Source organism: Achromobacter sp. 1L-A-4-B-C2, from assembly GCF_057291955.1.
Map to the genome: position 1 here is coordinate 514,276 of NZ_JBXAWP010000006.1, position 16,087 is coordinate 530,362.

The 16,087-nt window shown below is 63.9% G+C and carries 15 protein-coding genes; 3 read left to right on the forward strand and 12 right to left on the reverse strand.

The window, feature by feature from the left end:
- Positions 1–6: 6 nt before the first annotated feature.
- From AC0Z35_RS27425 to AC0Z35_RS27435, 3 genes are read right to left on the reverse strand one after another with little or no spacing between them, the layout of a single operon-like run.
- The gene (locus AC0Z35_RS27425; RefSeq protein ID WP_485133106.1) at positions 7–963 is read right to left on the reverse strand and encodes a FecR family protein; all 957 of its coding nucleotides are present in this window, start codon (positions 961–963) and stop codon (positions 7–9) included.
- A gap of 2 nt (positions 964–965) precedes the next feature.
- Complete coding sequence (locus AC0Z35_RS27430; RefSeq protein WP_485133105.1) at positions 966–1,553, reverse strand: RNA polymerase sigma factor; 588 nt, start codon at positions 1,551–1,553, stop codon at positions 966–968.
- Complete coding sequence (locus AC0Z35_RS27435; RefSeq protein WP_485133104.1) at positions 1,543–2,226, reverse strand: secretin and TonB N-terminal domain-containing protein; 684 nt, start codon at positions 2,224–2,226, stop codon at positions 1,543–1,545. Before AC0Z35_RS27435 ends, AC0Z35_RS27430 begins: the two co-directional genes overlap by 11 nt.
- A 229-nt stretch (positions 2,227–2,455) precedes the next feature.
- Here AC0Z35_RS27435 and AC0Z35_RS27440 point away from each other — a divergent pair, with 229 nt between their 5' ends.
- Entirely contained in the window at positions 2,456–2,875 is a 420-nt protein-coding gene (locus tag AC0Z35_RS27440; RefSeq protein ID WP_485133103.1) for a hypothetical protein, read from the forward strand.
- A 32-nt stretch (positions 2,876–2,907) separates the two neighbouring features.
- On the opposite strand, the gene AC0Z35_RS27445 is transcribed toward AC0Z35_RS27440, so the two are convergent.
- The 9 genes from AC0Z35_RS27445 to AC0Z35_RS27485 form a co-directional block, all read right to left on the reverse strand.
- Complete coding sequence (locus AC0Z35_RS27445; protein WP_485133102.1) at positions 2,908–3,273, reverse strand: cupin domain-containing protein; 366 nt, start codon at positions 3,271–3,273, stop codon at positions 2,908–2,910.
- Between the two features lie 28 nt (positions 3,274–3,301).
- Positions 3,302–3,856: a helix-turn-helix domain-containing protein gene (locus AC0Z35_RS27450; RefSeq protein WP_046804838.1), complete on the reverse strand. Its 555-nt coding sequence runs from the start codon at positions 3,854–3,856 to the stop codon at positions 3,302–3,304.
- A gap of 177 nt (positions 3,857–4,033) precedes the next feature.
- Positions 4,034–4,816, reverse strand: a complete 783-nt coding sequence (locus AC0Z35_RS27455) for an aldolase (RefSeq protein ID WP_314361743.1) — start codon at positions 4,814–4,816, stop codon at positions 4,034–4,036.
- Between the two features lie 114 nt (positions 4,817–4,930).
- On the reverse strand, positions 4,931–5,911 hold the full coding sequence (locus AC0Z35_RS27460; protein WP_485133101.1) for a Bug family tripartite tricarboxylate transporter substrate binding protein: 981 nt from the start codon (positions 5,909–5,911) through the stop codon (positions 4,931–4,933).
- A gap of 519 nt (positions 5,912–6,430) precedes the next feature.
- Positions 6,431–6,688, reverse strand: a complete 258-nt coding sequence (locus tag AC0Z35_RS27465) for a hypothetical protein (protein WP_454668876.1) — start codon at positions 6,686–6,688, stop codon at positions 6,431–6,433.
- An 80-nt stretch (positions 6,689–6,768) separates the two neighbouring features.
- Positions 6,769–7,353 carry a hypothetical protein gene (locus tag AC0Z35_RS27470; protein ID WP_485133323.1) on the reverse strand — a complete coding sequence of 195 codons (585 nt, stop codon included), beginning with the start codon at positions 7,351–7,353 and terminating at the stop codon, positions 6,769–6,771.
- A complete protein-coding gene (locus tag AC0Z35_RS27475) occupies positions 7,319–8,326 on the reverse strand; it encodes a Bug family tripartite tricarboxylate transporter substrate binding protein (protein WP_485133099.1) in 1,008 nt (335 codons plus the stop codon). Before AC0Z35_RS27475 ends, AC0Z35_RS27470 begins: the two co-directional genes overlap by 35 nt.
- Before the next feature lie 54 nt (positions 8,327–8,380).
- Complete coding sequence (locus tag AC0Z35_RS27480; protein ID WP_485133098.1) at positions 8,381–10,828, reverse strand: CaiB/BaiF CoA-transferase family protein; 2,448 nt, start codon at positions 10,826–10,828, stop codon at positions 8,381–8,383.
- Positions 10,829–10,861: 33 nt separating this feature from the next.
- Positions 10,862–14,179, reverse strand: a complete 3,318-nt coding sequence (locus AC0Z35_RS27485) for an acetyl-CoA carboxylase family protein (RefSeq protein WP_485133097.1) — start codon at positions 14,177–14,179, stop codon at positions 10,862–10,864.
- A gap of 272 nt (positions 14,180–14,451) precedes the next feature.
- Here AC0Z35_RS27485 and AC0Z35_RS27490 point away from each other — a divergent pair, with 272 nt between their 5' ends.
- Together AC0Z35_RS27490 and AC0Z35_RS27495 are read left to right on the forward strand one after the other, a co-directional pair.
- Positions 14,452–15,381 carry a LysR family transcriptional regulator gene (locus tag AC0Z35_RS27490; protein ID WP_082134477.1) on the forward strand — a complete coding sequence of 310 codons (930 nt, stop codon included), beginning with the start codon at positions 14,452–14,454 and terminating at the stop codon, positions 15,379–15,381.
- A gap of 259 nt (positions 15,382–15,640) precedes the next feature.
- Positions 15,641–16,048 (forward strand): Zn-ribbon domain-containing OB-fold protein, encoded by a 408-nt coding sequence (locus AC0Z35_RS27495; protein ID WP_485133096.1) that lies wholly within the window; start codon positions 15,641–15,643, stop codon positions 16,046–16,048.
- The last annotated feature ends 39 nt before the right edge of the window (positions 16,049–16,087 follow it).

Genomic DNA, 16,087 nt, shown 5'->3' on the forward strand with positions numbered 1-16,087 from the left:
ACGTGCTTATGACAACAACACCACGCCGGCGGGCAGATGTGTCACACGCGCGCCATACGCTTCGCGGATCAGGCGTTCGGCGTCAGCCACCTGCGCCAACGAAAACCGCGCTTGCACCAGACGCTTGCCCAGTTGATCGTTCATCAGCACCAGCCGGCCCCGGCGATAGCGGTTCAGTTCATCCACCACCTGCGCCAGCGGCTGCTGGTTGAACACCAACCAGCCCTGACGCCACGCGGTGACGACCGCCGTGTCCACCGCCACTGGCGGCATCACGCGCGCATCGTCATAGCGCAGTTCGCGGTTGGCGGCCACATCGAACACGCCTTCGGCATGCACCAGCCGCAACGCGCCGGACAGGCAGCACAGCCGCGCCTGCCCGTCGATATAGCGCAGGTTGAACGTGGCTTCGCGCGCGGTGATACGGCCTTTGCCGGCGACCACCACGGCCGGCGTCGCACCGGCGCGTATCTCGGCTTCGCCTTCGGCCAGCTCGATCACCGCACCGTTTGCGTCGTTGCCCACGTTAAGACGCGTCAGCGTATTCATGTCTACGTCCACCGACTGGCCCAGCGCCACGCGGCGCTGTTCGCCCGCCGCCGTGCGGTAGTCCGCGCCCAGCGTGTCCACGCCGGGCCACAAGCCCAGCGGGGGCTTGAACGCCAGATACGCCGCTGACGCCGCCAGCGCGCCGCCCAGGAACGCGCGGCGACCGTTCAATGCCGGCCGCTGCGCACGGCGGCTCGCGCGGTCGGCAACCACGCCCTGAATGGCGGGGCCCATGCCCTGCCACAGCTGCTTCTGGGCGGCGAACGCGGCGGGGTGTCGGCTGTCTGCACGCAACCAATCGCGAAACGCCTGCGCGTCGTCTTCGGTGGCGCGGCCCGAGGTCAGCGCCAATAGCCACTCGCGCGCCTGTACGGTGGCGGCGTCTTCCTGCTTGTTCCGTCGGGGCATGCTCATCGTCAACGCCATGGTGTGTCATCCCGGCACGCTTCGCGGGGGGGGACGCCCGGGTGGCTCGTTCCGTTGCCCGTCGCCTGCCCGGCCGCAAGGAGTTCTTGCGCACAATGTTCCAGCGCGCGCTTCAGTTCCTTGGACACAATGCGCTCTGACACGCCATAGCGCCGTGCAATTTCCGCATGCGGCAGCTCTTGCACACGCGCGGCCAGCACCATCTGCTGCGTCCGTTCGGGCAGTTTCTTCAGCGCACGCTGGAACGCATCGATCTGGTTGCGGCCTTGCGCGATGCGGGCCGGGTCCGCGGCCTCGTCCGCCAGGTGGATCAATTCACTGATTTCAACGCCCGTCAGCAGGCGGGAGTCGCGGCGACGCTGGTCTTCCGCGATGTTCAGCGCCACGCGAAACAGATAGGCGGCCGGTTGCTGGATGGACGAACTGGCGGGCAGGTCGTTCACCTTCAAAAATGCTTCCTGCATGGCGTCGTGCGCCAGGTCGTCCGAACCCAGTCGTCGACGCAGCTGACTGCGAAAGTCGTTGTAGCGTTCCAGAAACAACGCCCGCAACGAGCCGTCCGGTTTGTTATCCCGCACTGCCGGCTCCCCTGTCCGCATCGCATTGCGCCGCACTGCGCGGCGTCAGCAGCACCGTCAACGGCTGCGGCATCGCTGCCGGCAGCGGACCAATCACCGCTCCGCGCAACGCCGCTTCCAGGCGTCCGTCCAGGCCGGCTTGCCCCGTTGACGACACCCACCCAACCCGGCTGACGCGCCAGGCCTTGTCGAACCACAATTGCACCAACGCGCGGTAGTTGCCCGGCTGCGTGGCCGCCGCCGCGCACAGGGCGCGTTTCAACGCCGCCTGCACCACGGCGGCGTAAGGCGTGTCGCGCAGGCGCTTGCCCGCCGCGCCGGCGCCTGCCGCCGTGTCCTCGTCCTTGGCGACCAGCGTGAAAGACCGCGCGCTGGCATAGCGAATCGATAGCGGCGAGCCGGCCAGCAGCCGGCGCAACGCTTCGCTGGGCGTGTAGGCGCCCACCACCGCGGGCGCCTGCCTGCCGGCCGTCAAGGTGCTGTCCACCAACACGGTCAACCCGCTGGCCAGGCTGTATTCCACCAGCGCCTGCGCCAGGGGCTGCGCGGCAATCTCGAAGCGCATGGGCTTGGCGGGGGGTGCCGCGGCATGGCCAGTCGGCGACAGCGCCAGCAGGCCCCAGGCCAGACACGCGCGCAAGGCAACGCCACGGCCCTTGAAGACGCTCTTCATAAACGTGACCGCAAGGGAAAAGTGCCTGACATGGCCGCAACAGAGAACGCCATCAGCGCCCGCGCCTGGAAAAGCCGCCATGCTAGAGCGGCTGAATGACGCATTCGTGACACTTGACGCGCGCGGCGCGCGCCGCCGCCACGCAACGGTCACCTACGGGGTGCGGGCGGTCTCTATACTTTTTGGATTGCGTCGGCCACGTCTGGCCGGACCGTTCAAGGGAGCGCGCATGCGCAAGGTGCGGGGGGCCAGGGGCCTGTGGCTGGAGATCGTCGTGATGGGCGGCGGCGCGCTGGGCGTGGTTGGCGCGTTGGGGCTTGTAGGCGCGGGGGCCATGGCGCAGACCGTGGAGGCGCGGACCGTAGAGGAGCAGAAACCGGCGCAGTCGGCCCTGCCACCGGCTTCGGCCCGATCAAGTGGCGCGTGCATCGAGACCGAGGTCAACGGCTACCGGGCCTTGTCCTACGACTGCCTGAACCAGAAGATGGCGCCGGACACCACGGCTAACCGGCCGTCGCCGGGGCTGGCGTCCGAGGCCATCACGCAACGCCCGCCCAACCAGATGGGCCTGCCCACGCCCGCCACCATCGGCAACCGCATGGGCAACACGTTTGGTACGTCAGCCTATCCGCAACGGCCGCAGCCGTAATGGAAGTGACGGTGGCGCACTCCCGCGCGGCGCTACGCCGTGCGGCAGATGAAATAGATTTTCTTGACGAACTGATCCACTTCCCAGCGGCCCGTATACCCCTCGGGCATCACGAAGGCTACGCCCGCAGTCAGTTCGTGCACGGTGCCGTCCGGATCGACCAGCCGCGCCGCGCCTTCCACGATGGTGCCAAATTCGATATAGCCCGTCGTGTTCGCCTGGAACACCCCGGCGGTGCTTTCCCAGACGCCCGCTTCCGCCTTGCCGGCGTTGCCCTCAAAGGCGGTGACGGTCTGAAAGGCCGCATCGCCCGAGATCGGGCGGCGGGGCTTGCCGGGCACCGGGTTCTTCATCGGGCCGGCGTCGATGCGGACTAGCCGCGATGAGTCGTGCTTCATGGCTTACCTATGCAAAGTTGTCTTGAGTTCAGTGCGCCGCCACCACCAACACCTCGGCCATGGCGCGGCTGACCGTGCGCATGCGGTGCGGCAGTTCGGAATCAAAGTAAACGGAATCACCGGTTTCCAGGCGGAACTGGCGTTCGCCCACCTGCACTTCGACGGCGCCTTTGAGCACCAGCAGGAATTCTTCACCGGGGTGCGGAAACACCGCCGTCGCATCGGGAAAGTCGCGCGGCGGATGCACCACAAACGGTTCCATCGCCTTGACCTTGCGACGCCCCGCCAGTGATTCGTAGTGGTATTGCACGCCCGGCCCGCCGCGTTGCAGCGCCTCGCGGTCGCCCACGCGCACCACGCTGACCACTTCGTCTTGCGCGGCGCCGTCTTCGCCGACCAGTTGCGATACGCCCACGCCATAGGCTTCAGCCAGGCGCAGCACCGTCGAAATCGACGGTTCGCTCAGGCCGCGTTCCAGCTTGGACAGGTAGCTTTTGGTCAGCCCGGTGCGCTGCGCCAGCTGTTCCAGGGAAAGCGCTTGCTGGCGGCGCAGGGTGCGAAGGCGGGGGGGCAGGTCGATCATGGCGGGGGGTGGAAAATCGGACCGGTAAGAATGCCCGAAACCTGCGCCGCCGTCGAGCCGCCCTGCCCGGCCTGGCCGCCCGATCCGCGCCGCATCCTGCTCGCCTGTCCGGTGCCCTATCCAGTCTTCTATGCGGTTTCCTATCCGGTCTCCTATCCGGGCGCCCGCTGCCGCCGGCTACGACAACACGTCCGGATGCGCGCGCAGCGCCCGGCGGGCGTAATACGAAAACCCCACCTGCGACCGCTTGGGCGTCAGGATCCAGTCATGCGCTTCGCGTCCCAACGCGGGCGGAATAGGCTGGATCTTGCCCGCCGACATCGCCAGCAACTGCATGCGCGCCGCGCGTTCGAACTGCAAGGCCAGCACGCAGGCCTCTTCCACCGACCCGGCCGCGATTAACATACCGTGGTGCGACAACAGAATCGCCCGCTTGTCGCCCAGCGCCGCCGAGATGATCTCGCCTTCTTCATTGCCCACCGGCACGCCCGGCCAATCCTTCAGAAAAGCCACATCGTCGTACAGCGTGCAGTTGTCCATGTGCGACACCTCCAGCGGCACCTCCAGCATCGACAGCGACGCCACGTGCAAGGGGTGCGTGTGGATAATGCAATTCACATCAGGGCGCGCGCGATAGATCCACGAATGAAAACGGTTGGCCGGGTTGGGCATGCCGCCGCCCTCTTGCACGCGCAAATCTTCATCCACCACCAACAGATTGCTGGCCGTGATTTCATCAAAGCCCAGGCCCAGCCGCTGCGTGTAATAGCGCCCCGCTTCGGGCGTACGCGCGGTGATCTGCCCCGCCAGCCCGGAATCGTGGCCGCCATCGAACAAGATGCGGCACGTCAGCGCCAGCCGTTCGCGCAAGCTCCATTGCGGCGTATCGAACTGGCGCTGCATCTCGGCTTGCGCACGCGCGATCAGTTCGTCTTTTCCCAGGTGCATCGTATCGGTCATCATGTCTCCGTCGTGCCGTCCTTCATCAACGGCGTAAATCCCGGCCGCGCACATGGGCGCGCTTGCCGGGGTGTCCATAGCATAAAGGGCGGCCGCGTCGCGACCGCCCGCCGGTCAATCCATCTTGATGTTGGCCCGCTTGACGATGTCGGTCCACTTGGCATTCTCGGCTGCGATAAAGCGCCGATATTCCTCTGCCGACCCCGTGTACAACTGCGTGCCCTGCGCCGCCAATCGATCCTTCAATTCCGCCGACGCCAGCGTCTTTTGCAAGGCGGCGTTCAGGGCGGCCACCACCTCGGGCGGCGTGCCGGCGGGCGCCACCAAGGCATTCCACGAACTGATCTGCAAGGCCGCATCGCCCACTTCCGCGCTGGCGGGCACGGCGCTCGCCGACGCCAGCCGCTTGTCCGCCGCCACCGCCAACGCGCGCAACTTGCCCGAGGCCACGTGCGGCATGATGATCGGGCTGGCGTCCATCACCACATCCACCTGTTCGCCGATGGCCGCGTTGACTGCTTCGCTGCCGCTCTTGAACGGCACATGCACAATATCCACGCCGGCCGTCAGCTTCAACAATTCCAGCCCCAGATGCGGTGAACTGGCATTGCCCGCCGACCCGAAATTCAACCGCCCGGGATTGGCACGCGCGTAAGCCACAAACGCAGCAAAGTCCGCAGCCGGCAACCCGGCGCGCGTAGCCAGCACGAAAGGCGACCCGGACACCATGCCCACCGGCACGAACTTGGCGGCGTCGTAGCTCAGCTTGCTGTAGATCAGCGGATTCACGATCTGCGTGCCCACGGTGCCCATGAAGACGGTGTAGCCGTCGGCCGGCGCGCCGGCCGCCAACTGCGCGGCAATCACCCCGCCGGCCCCGGGCCGGTTTTCAATGACGACGCTTTGCCCCAAGGCATCACCCATCCCCTTGCCCACCTGCCGCGCCACGATATCCGTGATCCCGCCCGCACCAAACGGCACCACCAGCCGGATCGGCCGATCGGGATACGCCGCATGCGCCCCACCCGCCCAGACGGCCATTCCCGCCGTCACACACATCGTCGCCAGCGCGGCGAACTTGCCAAGCACCTTCATGTCATTCCCCTTGGACGGGCTTTATTTGCCCTAATGACACAAAGTGTCCTACAGAACATTGATTTTCCGCAAGGGGAATTTTGGATGGAGGGTGTATGAGGGGCGGCGAATAAAGTTCGCGATTTTTGATGAAGTTCGCCTGTTGGCTTTGGCGGGCGACGTCTGCTATTGCTCGGGGGAGCTTCTTTTCTTCTGTGCAGATGAACGGCCTGCGGGTTGGAGAAAGGCGAACTTCGCGATAAGCGCGATTAAATTGCCGCGACAGGCTAAGCCCGCAGATTCGGGGCTTTCGCTAAAGGGCATTAGGCAAGGGCGACAGACGTCTCGAGGCACTCCGCTCCAGGTTGGGAGCGGTAAGAGAAGAAAGCCGTCTTGTGTGGAAGGCCCGGAGGATCCTGTGGTCAGTGGCCGCTTTCGGCCAGAAGCGGTCGGCCATGCAGCGGCTTCGAGAGCATCCACTTGAGAATTGAAGGTGTCTACGAAAGCGAGACTGATTCAGTTTGAAAAGTCCGAGTTAGTTCAGATCGAGTCCACTCCCATACGCATAGCAGAGAACGCTAGGTACGCATCAGAGGGATCCAATTCTTCAACTTCCGGACCTGCAAGCCAGGAATCGAGCTCGTCGTCAAACTCGGAGATAACCCATTTCAGGTTTTCCTTTAGCGACTGAGGAGTTTTACTAAAGACATCCTCCCGAATCCAGTCATCCGTTACCCCCCAGAAGACAGCGTATGGAACAAGTACTCTGAGACCTTGGGGAACGTCGTCGATGTCCATCGACACTCGTGCCGCAACTTGGACGAAGCTCGGCCATGCGCCCTCTATTTCTTGCTGACTAAGAACACGTCTTTCACTACTCATTTTGACAAGGCCTCCTTCATTCGCTCATAAGAATTCCAGTACTCCTGGCGGATTACCGACGGAACCCTGGCAGCATCAAACATCTTCTCAGACAGATTTCTAGCCTCGCTCGCAGATACATTTTTCCAATCAAAACTTCCTCCCTGCTCTCTGCGCATTTCAGCTCGCCAAGTATTGTAAACACCAAAAGTCGCGCGATGATTTACTTCAGGCATAAATACCGCCGGCGCCAGGTCCGAATCATATTTTGAGAAGTTTGCCCTCATCCAGGCCGACATTACTCGATGGTGAGAATTGAATCCCGGTCGAGGTCGGCACATCGCCTTGACCCCAGAGCACCATTGCGAAGAACTACTAATGCTGACCGACCGAGATCGCTGCATAGTTGACACAGGCTGTGTAGGGTTAAATGACAGCAACGGGTCGGTAGGGGACAGTGTTGCCTTCCCGCGAAACCAGAGCAGCGTGCAGCCCCACCGCCCCAATCCTTGCCCGCCAAACCGGCGGCAAGACGCCTGGCTGGCGTCGCCGCGCGCCGGGCTCGCCTTAATCGATGACAATATTCTCCCGCTTGACGACATGAGACAGCTGATCGACCTCACGCCCGATGCGCGTGGACAATTCCTTCGGATTGCTCATGACGACGCTACCCTGCGCACTCAGTGAAGTCTTGGCAGCGGGCTGCTCCATCGCAAGCTTGGACTGCTCGTACAAGGAGTCGACGATCTGGGCAGGCGTGCCTGCCGGGGCGAACAGGCCCAGCCAGAAAGTGACGTCGATGTTTGGATAGCCTGCCTCGGCCATCGTGGGGATATCCGGCATTTGGGAAATCCGTTGCTTCTGCGTGACCGCCAGGGCTTTCAACTTGCCGGCTGCCACTTGCGGTGCGCTGGCCAGCGTATCGAAAGACGTGTTCACCTCGCCCGCCATGACCGCCATGCTTGCTTGCGAGGCCGACTTGTAAGGGACATGGGTTGCCTTGAACTGCGTGTCGTTGCTCAGTTGCGCAAACGCCAGATGGGCCAGGTTGCCTTGGCCTCCCGATCCATAGGTGAGATCGCCCGGATTCTTTTTGGCGTACTCAACCAGGTCCTTGACCGACGCGATGGCGTGCTTCTTGGCCCATTCGGGGTTGACGTTCAGAATGAACGGCGCGTCCAGTACCAGGGCGATGGGCGCGAAATCCTTGGTCTTGTACGGGGAGTTCTTGTAGATCAAGGGGTTGACGGTGATGCTGCTGCTGTTGGTGGCCAGCAGCGTGTAGCCATCCGGCGCCGAACGGGCCACCTCGGCCGCGCCGATCGATCCATTGGCGCCGCCCTTGTTTTCCACGATGACGGGCTGCTTGAGCGTCTTGGACAAAGAGTCCGACAGCAGGCGGGCCATCGTGTCCGTGATTGAACCGGCCGGAAACGGCACGATGATCTTGATGGCTTTGGTGGGCCATGCCTTGTCCTGCGCGAACGCGGCGGTAGTCCCCAAGCCCAATGCCGAAGCCACGGCAAGGTGCGCGGAAGTGATGAGGAAGTGACGGCGGGAATCGGATGTAGCCATTTTTTGTCTCCACGAGGTTAGGTCTTGTGCATTGCGTCGTGCCTGCGGGGCTTGTCAGGCCGCCTTTCTGGTTGCGGTGCTTCCGATGATTCCGTCGCGCTCCAGCGACTGTTGCTGATCCACGCTCATGCCCAGCACGCGCGAAAACACATCGCCATTGTGCTGCCCGAGCGTAGGCGCCGGACGCACCGCCGCGACCGTAGCGTCCGGCTCCCTGAACCAGGGCGTGGTCGCCAGAAACTCGCCGATATAAGGCCGGGAAGTCGCCTTGAAAAACTCACGGGCCTTCAGATGCGGGTCATCGAGCAGCGTCCAGACCGGTTTGACTTCTCCTGCGCTGATGCCCGCCTGTTGCAGTTCCGCCATTGCGCTTTGCGCGGAGCGCGCGCGGGTCCATGCGTTGATCCTGCGGTCTATCTCTTCGTGTCGGGTGCGTCGGCCGGCCGCCTTCTCCAGAGCAGGGTCCCGGGCAAGATCAGTTGCCTGCATGACCGCCAGCAATGCCTGCCATTGCGCATCGCTCGTGATGCTCACCACCACCCAGGCGTCATCGCCCGCGCACGAGTAAATACCCTGCGGGGCATGAAGAGGATGTGCATTGCCGATGCGGGGCGTGGTAGTGCCATGCACCGACTGTTCAATGACGAACGGCGCTGTCATGGGCAGCATGCATTCCACCTGAGACAGGTTGACGTGGCGGCCCTTGCCCGAGCGTTGCTGCACGAACAGCGCCAACAACGCTGCCGCCCCCCCGTTAAAGCCACCCACGGGATCACCATAGGCGTAGGAGGTCAGCGCCGGTGGGTCCTGCGCGAAACCGGTGTGATGGGGCAGGCCGCTGGCCTGCTCCAGCGTGCCGCCATAGGCCCTGATCGTGCTCCATTCATTGCCCGACCCGAATGCCGGCATGGACACCATGACCAAGCGCGGATTGACCTGGGACAGCACGGCGTAGTCCAGCCCAAGTTTGGGCAGCACCTCGGTCGAGTAGTTCTCGATGACGATATCGGCCTTGGCCACCAGATCGAGCAGGACCGCACGCCCTTGCGCGCGGGTCAGATCAAGCGTGATGCCCAGCTTGTTGCGGTTCATCAGCGCAAAATTCGAGTTCTTTTCGTACAGCTTTTCTTGATAGAACTCATCGGTGTAATGCGTGCCCCGCCACCAGTCCGGATAGCGCGTGCTTTCAACCTTGATGACTTCCGCGCCAAAGTCCGCCAGCGTCCTTGCCGCCAATGGCCCGGCCCACCCCATCGTCAGATCGACCACGCGGAAGTTTCGTAAGGGCAGCGCGCCCGGCGCAGCCGGGGTCAAGTCGGCGGCCGGCGTCAGGCTCTGCACGTCGCGGTAGCGGGGGCCGTCAGCGTCCAGACGCGCTGCCTTACCGCCCGGCAACGGACCCGCATCGCCCATGGGCAGCGGAACGACCGGCCCCTCGAATTCGGCTGCCCCCACCGTGACGGGAACAAAAGCGCCGCGTTCGCGATGCACGCTTTGTTCAAGCAGTTCTGCCATGGTCGGCACGATGACAGCGGGAAATTTTTCCTTGCGCAGCACGTCGAACCATTCCTGGGCTGTCGTGGCGCGCAGACTGGGAATCAGGAACGCATCGATTTCGTCGGCATGGACCATACGGATCGGCCCGCTTGCAAACCGCGGATCCGCTGCCCGGTCCGGGTGGCCGATGGCCGCGCACAGCGCAGCCCACTGCGGGCCGGTATGGGCGAACAGCCCAATCCAGCCCTTCTTGGTCTCGTAGATGCCGGCAGGATGCGTCGTGCAGAAACGGTTGACCCCCAGCCTGGCCAAGGGATGCCGGCCGTCCTGCACCATGCCGGCTTCCATCTCGACCAGCGAAAACGCAATCTCATGGATGCTCAACAGATAACGCCGGCTGCCGTCGGATCGTCCCAGCAACGCGGCGGTCGCGCTGGAGAATGCGGCGACACCGGCGGCAATGGCGGTCTGAATGTCGTGCGGCAGATGGGGAGGCCCCTGCTGTGCACCGCTGCAATACACCGCGCCGGCCAGGGCGCGGCACACGGCCTCGGTCCCCGCGAAACCACGGTAGGGTCCGGACTCACCGAACCAGGTCAGACAGACTTCGATCGGCACATTGCCCTGGCCGTCATTCCCATCGCCGGCGTAGGCGGGGCGCGTCAGGACCTCCAAGCCTTCGTCCAGGGCGCGGGCGTCAAGAATCACATCGCATGTCCGCGCGATCCGTGACAGCCACGCGGCATCCGCGCCTGTCTTTCCTTGTCGTGCCACGCTGCGCTTGTTGGTATTTAGCCAGGCATGCAAGGCGCTTGCGGGCTCGTCATTGGCCTCGTTCAACAGGGGCGGCAGGCGGCGCAGCGTGTCGCCGTCGGCGTCCTCCAGCTTGATGACCTCGGCGCCAAAATCCGCAAAGAGCTTCCCGGCATAAGCCACTGCCGCACCGCAGCCGATTTCCAGCACGCGCAACCCGGCGAAGGCGAGCCGGCTTTCAGATGTATGCATCGTCGCAACCTGTTCCAACGGACTTCACCTTGATCACCAGGTATCAACAAAGGCGCGGCGGGCCCGGCCGGCGCGCAAAGAGGCCGACGCGATGCCTTGGCGTATCCACGTGCGGGTCTGCGCGGGGTCGATGACTGCGTCGATCTCCGTCGTGGACGCGACATTGACGGCGTGCCCGCGCTCGTAGGCGCGAGCCACCAACTCGTCGTAAAGCGCCTGGCGCTGTGGCCCCTCGGGGACGTTCTCAAGCTCTTTCTTGAAGCCCAGCCGGATGGAGCCTTCCAGGCCCATGGGGCCGAATTCGCCCGTTGGCCACGACACCGCGCAACTGGCCGAGCGAAAGCCCCCGCCAGCCATGGCCATGGCGCCCAGACCGTAGCCCTTGCGCAAGGCAATTGCCAGGATGGCGACGCGCAGCTTGGCCGCGACCACGAACATGCGCGACACATGCCGCACTTGCGCCTTGGCCTCTTGCTCCGGCCCGACCATGAATCCCGGCGTATCGATCAACGAAATAATGGGCAGGCCGTGGATATCGCAAAGGTTCATGAAGCGTGCCGCCTTATCCGCCGCATCGGCGTCGATGGCGCCTCCCAGGTGATGCGGATTGTTGGCGATGATCCCGACAGGCTGCCCTTCCACACGTGCCAGCGCGGTGTGCATTCCCAGGCCGAACCCCGAGCGCAGCATCAATACGCTGCCTACGTCGGCAATGCCTTCGATGGCCTTGCGGCTGTCGTAGACGCGCAGGCGATTCTCGGGCACCACATGACGAAGGTGGCGCGGGTCGGGCGCCACCCAATCCTTGGTGCGGCCCTGGAACATGGACAGATAGTGCTTGGCCGCCGCGACGGCCTGCGCCTCGTTGTCGACCAGGATGTCGATGACGCCATTGGCGAACTGCACCGGCGCGGGGCCAACGTCCTCCGGCCGGAAGATGCCCAGTCCTCCGCCTTCGATCATCGCCGGGCCGGCCATGCCGATGTTGGCGCTCTTGTCCGCGATGATGACATCGCAGACCCCTAGAAAGGCGGCGTTGCCCGCGAAACAGCGTCCCGAAACAATGCCTAGCAAAGGCACTTCGCCACTGAGTTCCGCCAGCGCGGCGAACGACGGCTGATACAGCCCGGACACGAACGGAAAATCCACATCGCCCGGCCGCCCGCCTCCGCCTTCGGCAAACAACACCATCGGCATTTCGTCGCGGCGCGCACGTTCCACCAACCTGTCGGTCTTGATGTGGTTGCGTTTGCCCTGCGTGCCCGCCAGCACCGTCGCGTCATAGGCCATCACCCCGGTCAGCGACCCGTCGTAGCCGAATGCGTCGCCGTTGACGTTGCCAATGCCGGTGACTATGCCGTCCGCGGGCGTGTTGGCGATCAGGTCTTCCTTGCTGCGGCGGCTGGCCTGCGCGGCAATGACCAGCGCGCCAAACTCCACGAACGAGCCTTCATCGCACAGGTCGTCCACGTTCTCCCGTGCGGTGCGCTGCCCCCGCGAACGGCGCTTGGCCACGGCCTGCGGGCGCGCGTCATCGTAAAGCGACGCATGGCGGTCGAGCACGGCTTGCAGGTCAGGGCGCACCGCGTCCAGATCGATCGCGTCTGTCACGACATCGGTGTCGTCACCACTCGATTCCTGTTCCAGCAAGACCAGGATCTGGCCTTCAAGCACGTTGCCGCCACTGGCGGCCGGCACCTGGACGACCCTGCCATTGAAGTCGGCGACGACGGTGTATTCCATTTTCATCGCTTCGATCACGGCGATGGGTTGGCCCTTGAGCACGACCGCGCCAGCGCTCACGGACACCTCGACCAGGCGGCCGCTTAGCGGCGTGCGCGATGCCGACAGCCCTTCGGGCAGCGCGGCCTGCGCTGCCTGCGGCAAGTTGGCCGCCGCCGCGCTGCGCCCGCCCGAATCCCCGATCAGGCTGTCCTTGGCCTGCTGCTCCTTTGCGTACTGCTCGGCCGCTGCAAGCAGTTCCCCTAGGATGGCCTCGATGTAGCGCGTATGGTTGCGCTGCGACAGGAAGTCCTCGCGGGCCACAAGCGCCTGCAAAAGATGGATATTCGTCGCGACACCGGCAATGCGGAACTCGGCCAGGCAGCGGCGCAAGCGCCGCACCACGCCCGAGAAATCGTCGCTGCCGCTGAACACGATCAGCTTGGCCAGCAGCGTGTCGAACGCCGGGGCGGGTGAGTACCCGCTGTAGGCATGGGTGTCGACGCGCACTTCGGGGCCGGCGGGCGGATCAAAACGCTCCAGCCTGCCGTGTGCCGGGCGTGCCATGCCCGTGGCATCGGTCGATTCTGCATTGATGCGCACCTGGATGGCGTAACCGTTCAGCCCCGGCGGGTTGGTCGGATCCACGCCCAGTTCGGCCAGGCGTTTACCCTGCGCGACCCCGATCTGCAAGGCCACCAGATCCACACCAGTGACCTGCTCGGTAATCGTATGTTCGACCTGCAACCGGGGATTGGCTTCGATGAACACAAAGTCCGTCTGCACCCCGTGCTCGTTCTCTTCGACCAGGAATTCAAAGGTACCCAGGCTGCGGTACTCCACCTTGGCCGCCATTTTCTTTGCCGCGGCAAGAATGGCGGCGCGCAGCGGGGCGCTTAGCACCGGGCTGGGCGCGATCTCGACCACTTTCTGAAAGCGGCGCTGTAGCGTGCAATCCCGATCGCCAAGCGCGACCACCGACGCCCCATCGCCGGCAATCTGCACTTCGATATGACGCGCGCGATTGACCAGACGTTCCGCGTACAGTGCGTCCACGCCAAAGGCCGACATGGCTTCCGACCGGCAGCGGGCATAGAGTTCGGCGATATCGGCTTTGGACTTGACGACGCGCATCCCGCGCCCGCCGCCTCCGCCGACCGCCTTGATGACGATCCCGACCCCGCCCTGCTCGTCGAAGAACCGTTCGACGTCCGCAAGGCTTGCACCGCCCGGCGTGGCGGGCATGACGGGCACGCCGCATTCGCGGGCCAGTTGCAACGCGCGGCCTTTGTCTCCGAACAGGGCAAGGTGATCGGCATTCGGGCCGACGAACGTGATTCCCGCCGCATCGCAAGCCAGGGCAAAATCCGCCCTTTCACTCAAGAAGCCATACCCCGGATGAATAGCATCGCAATGCTCGGCCGTGGCTACGGCAATGATGGCGTCGATATCGATATAAGCCGCCGGACCGGAGCCGGTCAGCGCAACCGAGGTATCCGCAACAATTCGATGCCTGGAGTTTGAATCGTCCTGGGAATACACCGCGACGCTTTCCAACCCAAGGTCGCGCACCGCGCGAATGACTCGCACGGCGATTTCGCCACGATTGGCAACCAACACTCTTTTCATAGCGATCCTATGTCTCTGCTCTAACTCTTATGCTCAAGTTCTTCGGCTGCTGCCCCTAGCCCTTGCATGTTCCTGCCAGACGAGGCGCGCCCGCGGGCAGGCGCCGATAGGCATTAACATGCAAGCGGATACGCGCAATCGCAGCCCGGCTTGATCTGGCGGTTGTCGTTAACTTGGTGAGGATGGTAGGAGTCGTGCCACAGCCGCACAATTCACATTTTTCTCTGACCCCTATAGCCGTTCGGCATGTGTCTCGATAAAAGCAGGCGGAAATGGAACTCAGGCAATTAAGAACGGTTTTGGCGATCGCGGAAACCGGCAGCCTCACCAAGGCGGCGGAACTGCTGCACGTTGTGCAGCCCGCCCTGTCCCGGCAGCTCAAGCAACTGGAAGACGAACTGGGCACTGCGCTTTTCGAGCGCAACCGGCTTGGAATGGTGCTGACGGTGCCAGGCCGCCGGTTTGTCGATCAGGTGCGGGTTTCCCTTAAGGGGCTCAATGAAGCCCGGGCCGACATCGGCGCTGCAAAATCGGATTTGCTTGGCACGGTGTCCATCGGCATGCTGCCCGGCCTGGCGGCCCCGCTTGCCGGCCCGCTCGTCATCGCGTTGCAGCAGCAGTATCCCAATCTGCGCGTGCGCATCGCCACCGGCTTTTCGGATTTCCTGCAAGAGGGGCTGGAGGGCGGCAAGCTTGATATCTGCCTGATGGGCGACTATCTGCAATCCGAACTTCTGCAGACCTCGCCCGCTTATTCCGAACCCATCTACGTCTTCGGCCTGCCGGGATCCGGATTATCCGAAGACACCCCGATGACGCTCGAGGCCGTCTCCAGAATGCCCATGGTGGTGCCGGAAGCGCGCAGCTTGCGCAACGTGATAGATCGCGCCTGCACCATCCTTGGCGTCAACCTGAATCTGGTTGCCGAGTCGGACAGCACCGCGGTCATTCTCGATCTGGTGTTACGCGGCGTCGGCTACACCATCCTGCCCGTCATCCCCATCATGACGATGCTGGCCGAAAAGCGCATCGAAGGCGCGCCCATCATCAGCCCGACGCTGCAACGCACCGTGATCATCGGCACCGCCGTGCTGAATCGCAACCCCCGCATCGTCAATGTGCTGCACGCCGAGCTGATCCGCCTGCTCGAGCCCTACATCAAACAGTTCGAGTACGTCGGCGTACGCTGGCTGGCTGATTGAATACATCCCTCTGCCTGCAACGTCCGCGTACTCCCTCCGCGTGCCCCCTCTGCGCGGCACCCGGCACGCACCGGGCCACGGGCCAGCTATGCTCAATCGCTATGACCCTCGTCAAAATTAGTTAATTGTCCCGAGACGGATCGCCCCCCTAAGATCATTCCAGCGTCGTGGCATCGCCAGCAGACAAGCCATGCACCCAACGGGTGTATGCCCCGTCCGCCTGCCGGCCGGCCGGGGCCAAGAATCTTGGGAGGCGAATGTGCAGAATTCCTCTAACAGCACACACACAGCGGGCGACGAGGCAGTCGGCCCGGAGCAGTACTTCCAGCGCATGCTCGAACAAGGGCAGTTCATGATTCAGCGCTGCGAAACCACCGGCCGCGCCGTTTTCTATCCTAGGGCCATCTCCCCTTATGGCGGCGGACGCCTGCGCTGGGAAGCGGCCAGTGGCGGCGGCACCATCTATTCGACCACCGTGGTGCGCCAACGCCCCGACCGGGGTGGGAACTATTGCGTCGTCCTGGTGGACCTTGAAGAAGGGCCGCGCCTGATGAGTACCGTTGTCGACATCGATCCGCTTGCGGTGACGATCGGCATGCGAGTCCATGCAGAAGTGCGCCGCCAGTCCTCTGGCGTGCCGCGCGTGGTGTTCGTGCGCGCGGACTGACCGCGTGTGGTGTCTGTGCGCGCGGACTCACCGCGCGAC

What these genes read in the sequence shown, in the direction of transcription:
- AC0Z35_RS27480 (WP_485133098.1), bottom strand. Translation starts at nt 10,828, where the DNA reads ATGCATACATCTGAAAGCCGGCTCGCCTTCGCCGGGTTGCGCGTGCTG.
- AC0Z35_RS27465 (WP_454668876.1), bottom strand. Translation starts at nt 6,688, where the DNA reads ATGGACATCGACGACGTTCCCCAAGGTCTCAGAGTACTTGTTCCATAC.
- AC0Z35_RS27485 (WP_485133097.1), bottom strand. Translation starts at nt 14,179, where the DNA reads ATGAAAAGAGTGTTGGTTGCCAATCGTGGCGAAATCGCCGTGCGAGTC.
- AC0Z35_RS27455 (WP_314361743.1), bottom strand. Translation starts at nt 4,816, where the DNA reads ATGACCGATACGATGCACCTGGGAAAAGACGAACTGATCGCGCGTGCG.
- AC0Z35_RS27470 (WP_485133323.1), bottom strand. Translation starts at nt 7,353, where the DNA reads ATGTCGTCAAGCGGGAGAATATTGTCATCGATTAAGGCGAGCCCGGCG.
- AC0Z35_RS27425 (WP_485133106.1), bottom strand. Translation starts at nt 963, where the DNA reads ATGAGCATGCCCCGACGGAACAAGCAGGAAGACGCCGCCACCGTACAG.
- AC0Z35_RS27460 (WP_485133101.1), bottom strand. Translation starts at nt 5,911, where the DNA reads ATGAAGGTGCTTGGCAAGTTCGCCGCGCTGGCGACGATGTGTGTGACG.
- AC0Z35_RS27440 (WP_485133103.1), top strand. Translation starts at nt 2,456, where the DNA reads ATGCGCAAGGTGCGGGGGGCCAGGGGCCTGTGGCTGGAGATCGTCGTG.
- AC0Z35_RS27435 (WP_485133104.1), bottom strand. Translation starts at nt 2,226, where the DNA reads ATGAAGAGCGTCTTCAAGGGCCGTGGCGTTGCCTTGCGCGCGTGTCTG.
- AC0Z35_RS27490 (WP_082134477.1), top strand. Translation starts at nt 14,452, where the DNA reads ATGGAACTCAGGCAATTAAGAACGGTTTTGGCGATCGCGGAAACCGGC.
- AC0Z35_RS27450 (WP_046804838.1), bottom strand. Translation starts at nt 3,856, where the DNA reads ATGATCGACCTGCCCCCCCGCCTTCGCACCCTGCGCCGCCAGCAAGCG.
- AC0Z35_RS27475 (WP_485133099.1), bottom strand. Translation starts at nt 8,326, where the DNA reads ATGGCTACATCCGATTCCCGCCGTCACTTCCTCATCACTTCCGCGCAC.
- AC0Z35_RS27445 (WP_485133102.1), bottom strand. Translation starts at nt 3,273, where the DNA reads ATGAAGCACGACTCATCGCGGCTAGTCCGCATCGACGCCGGCCCGATG.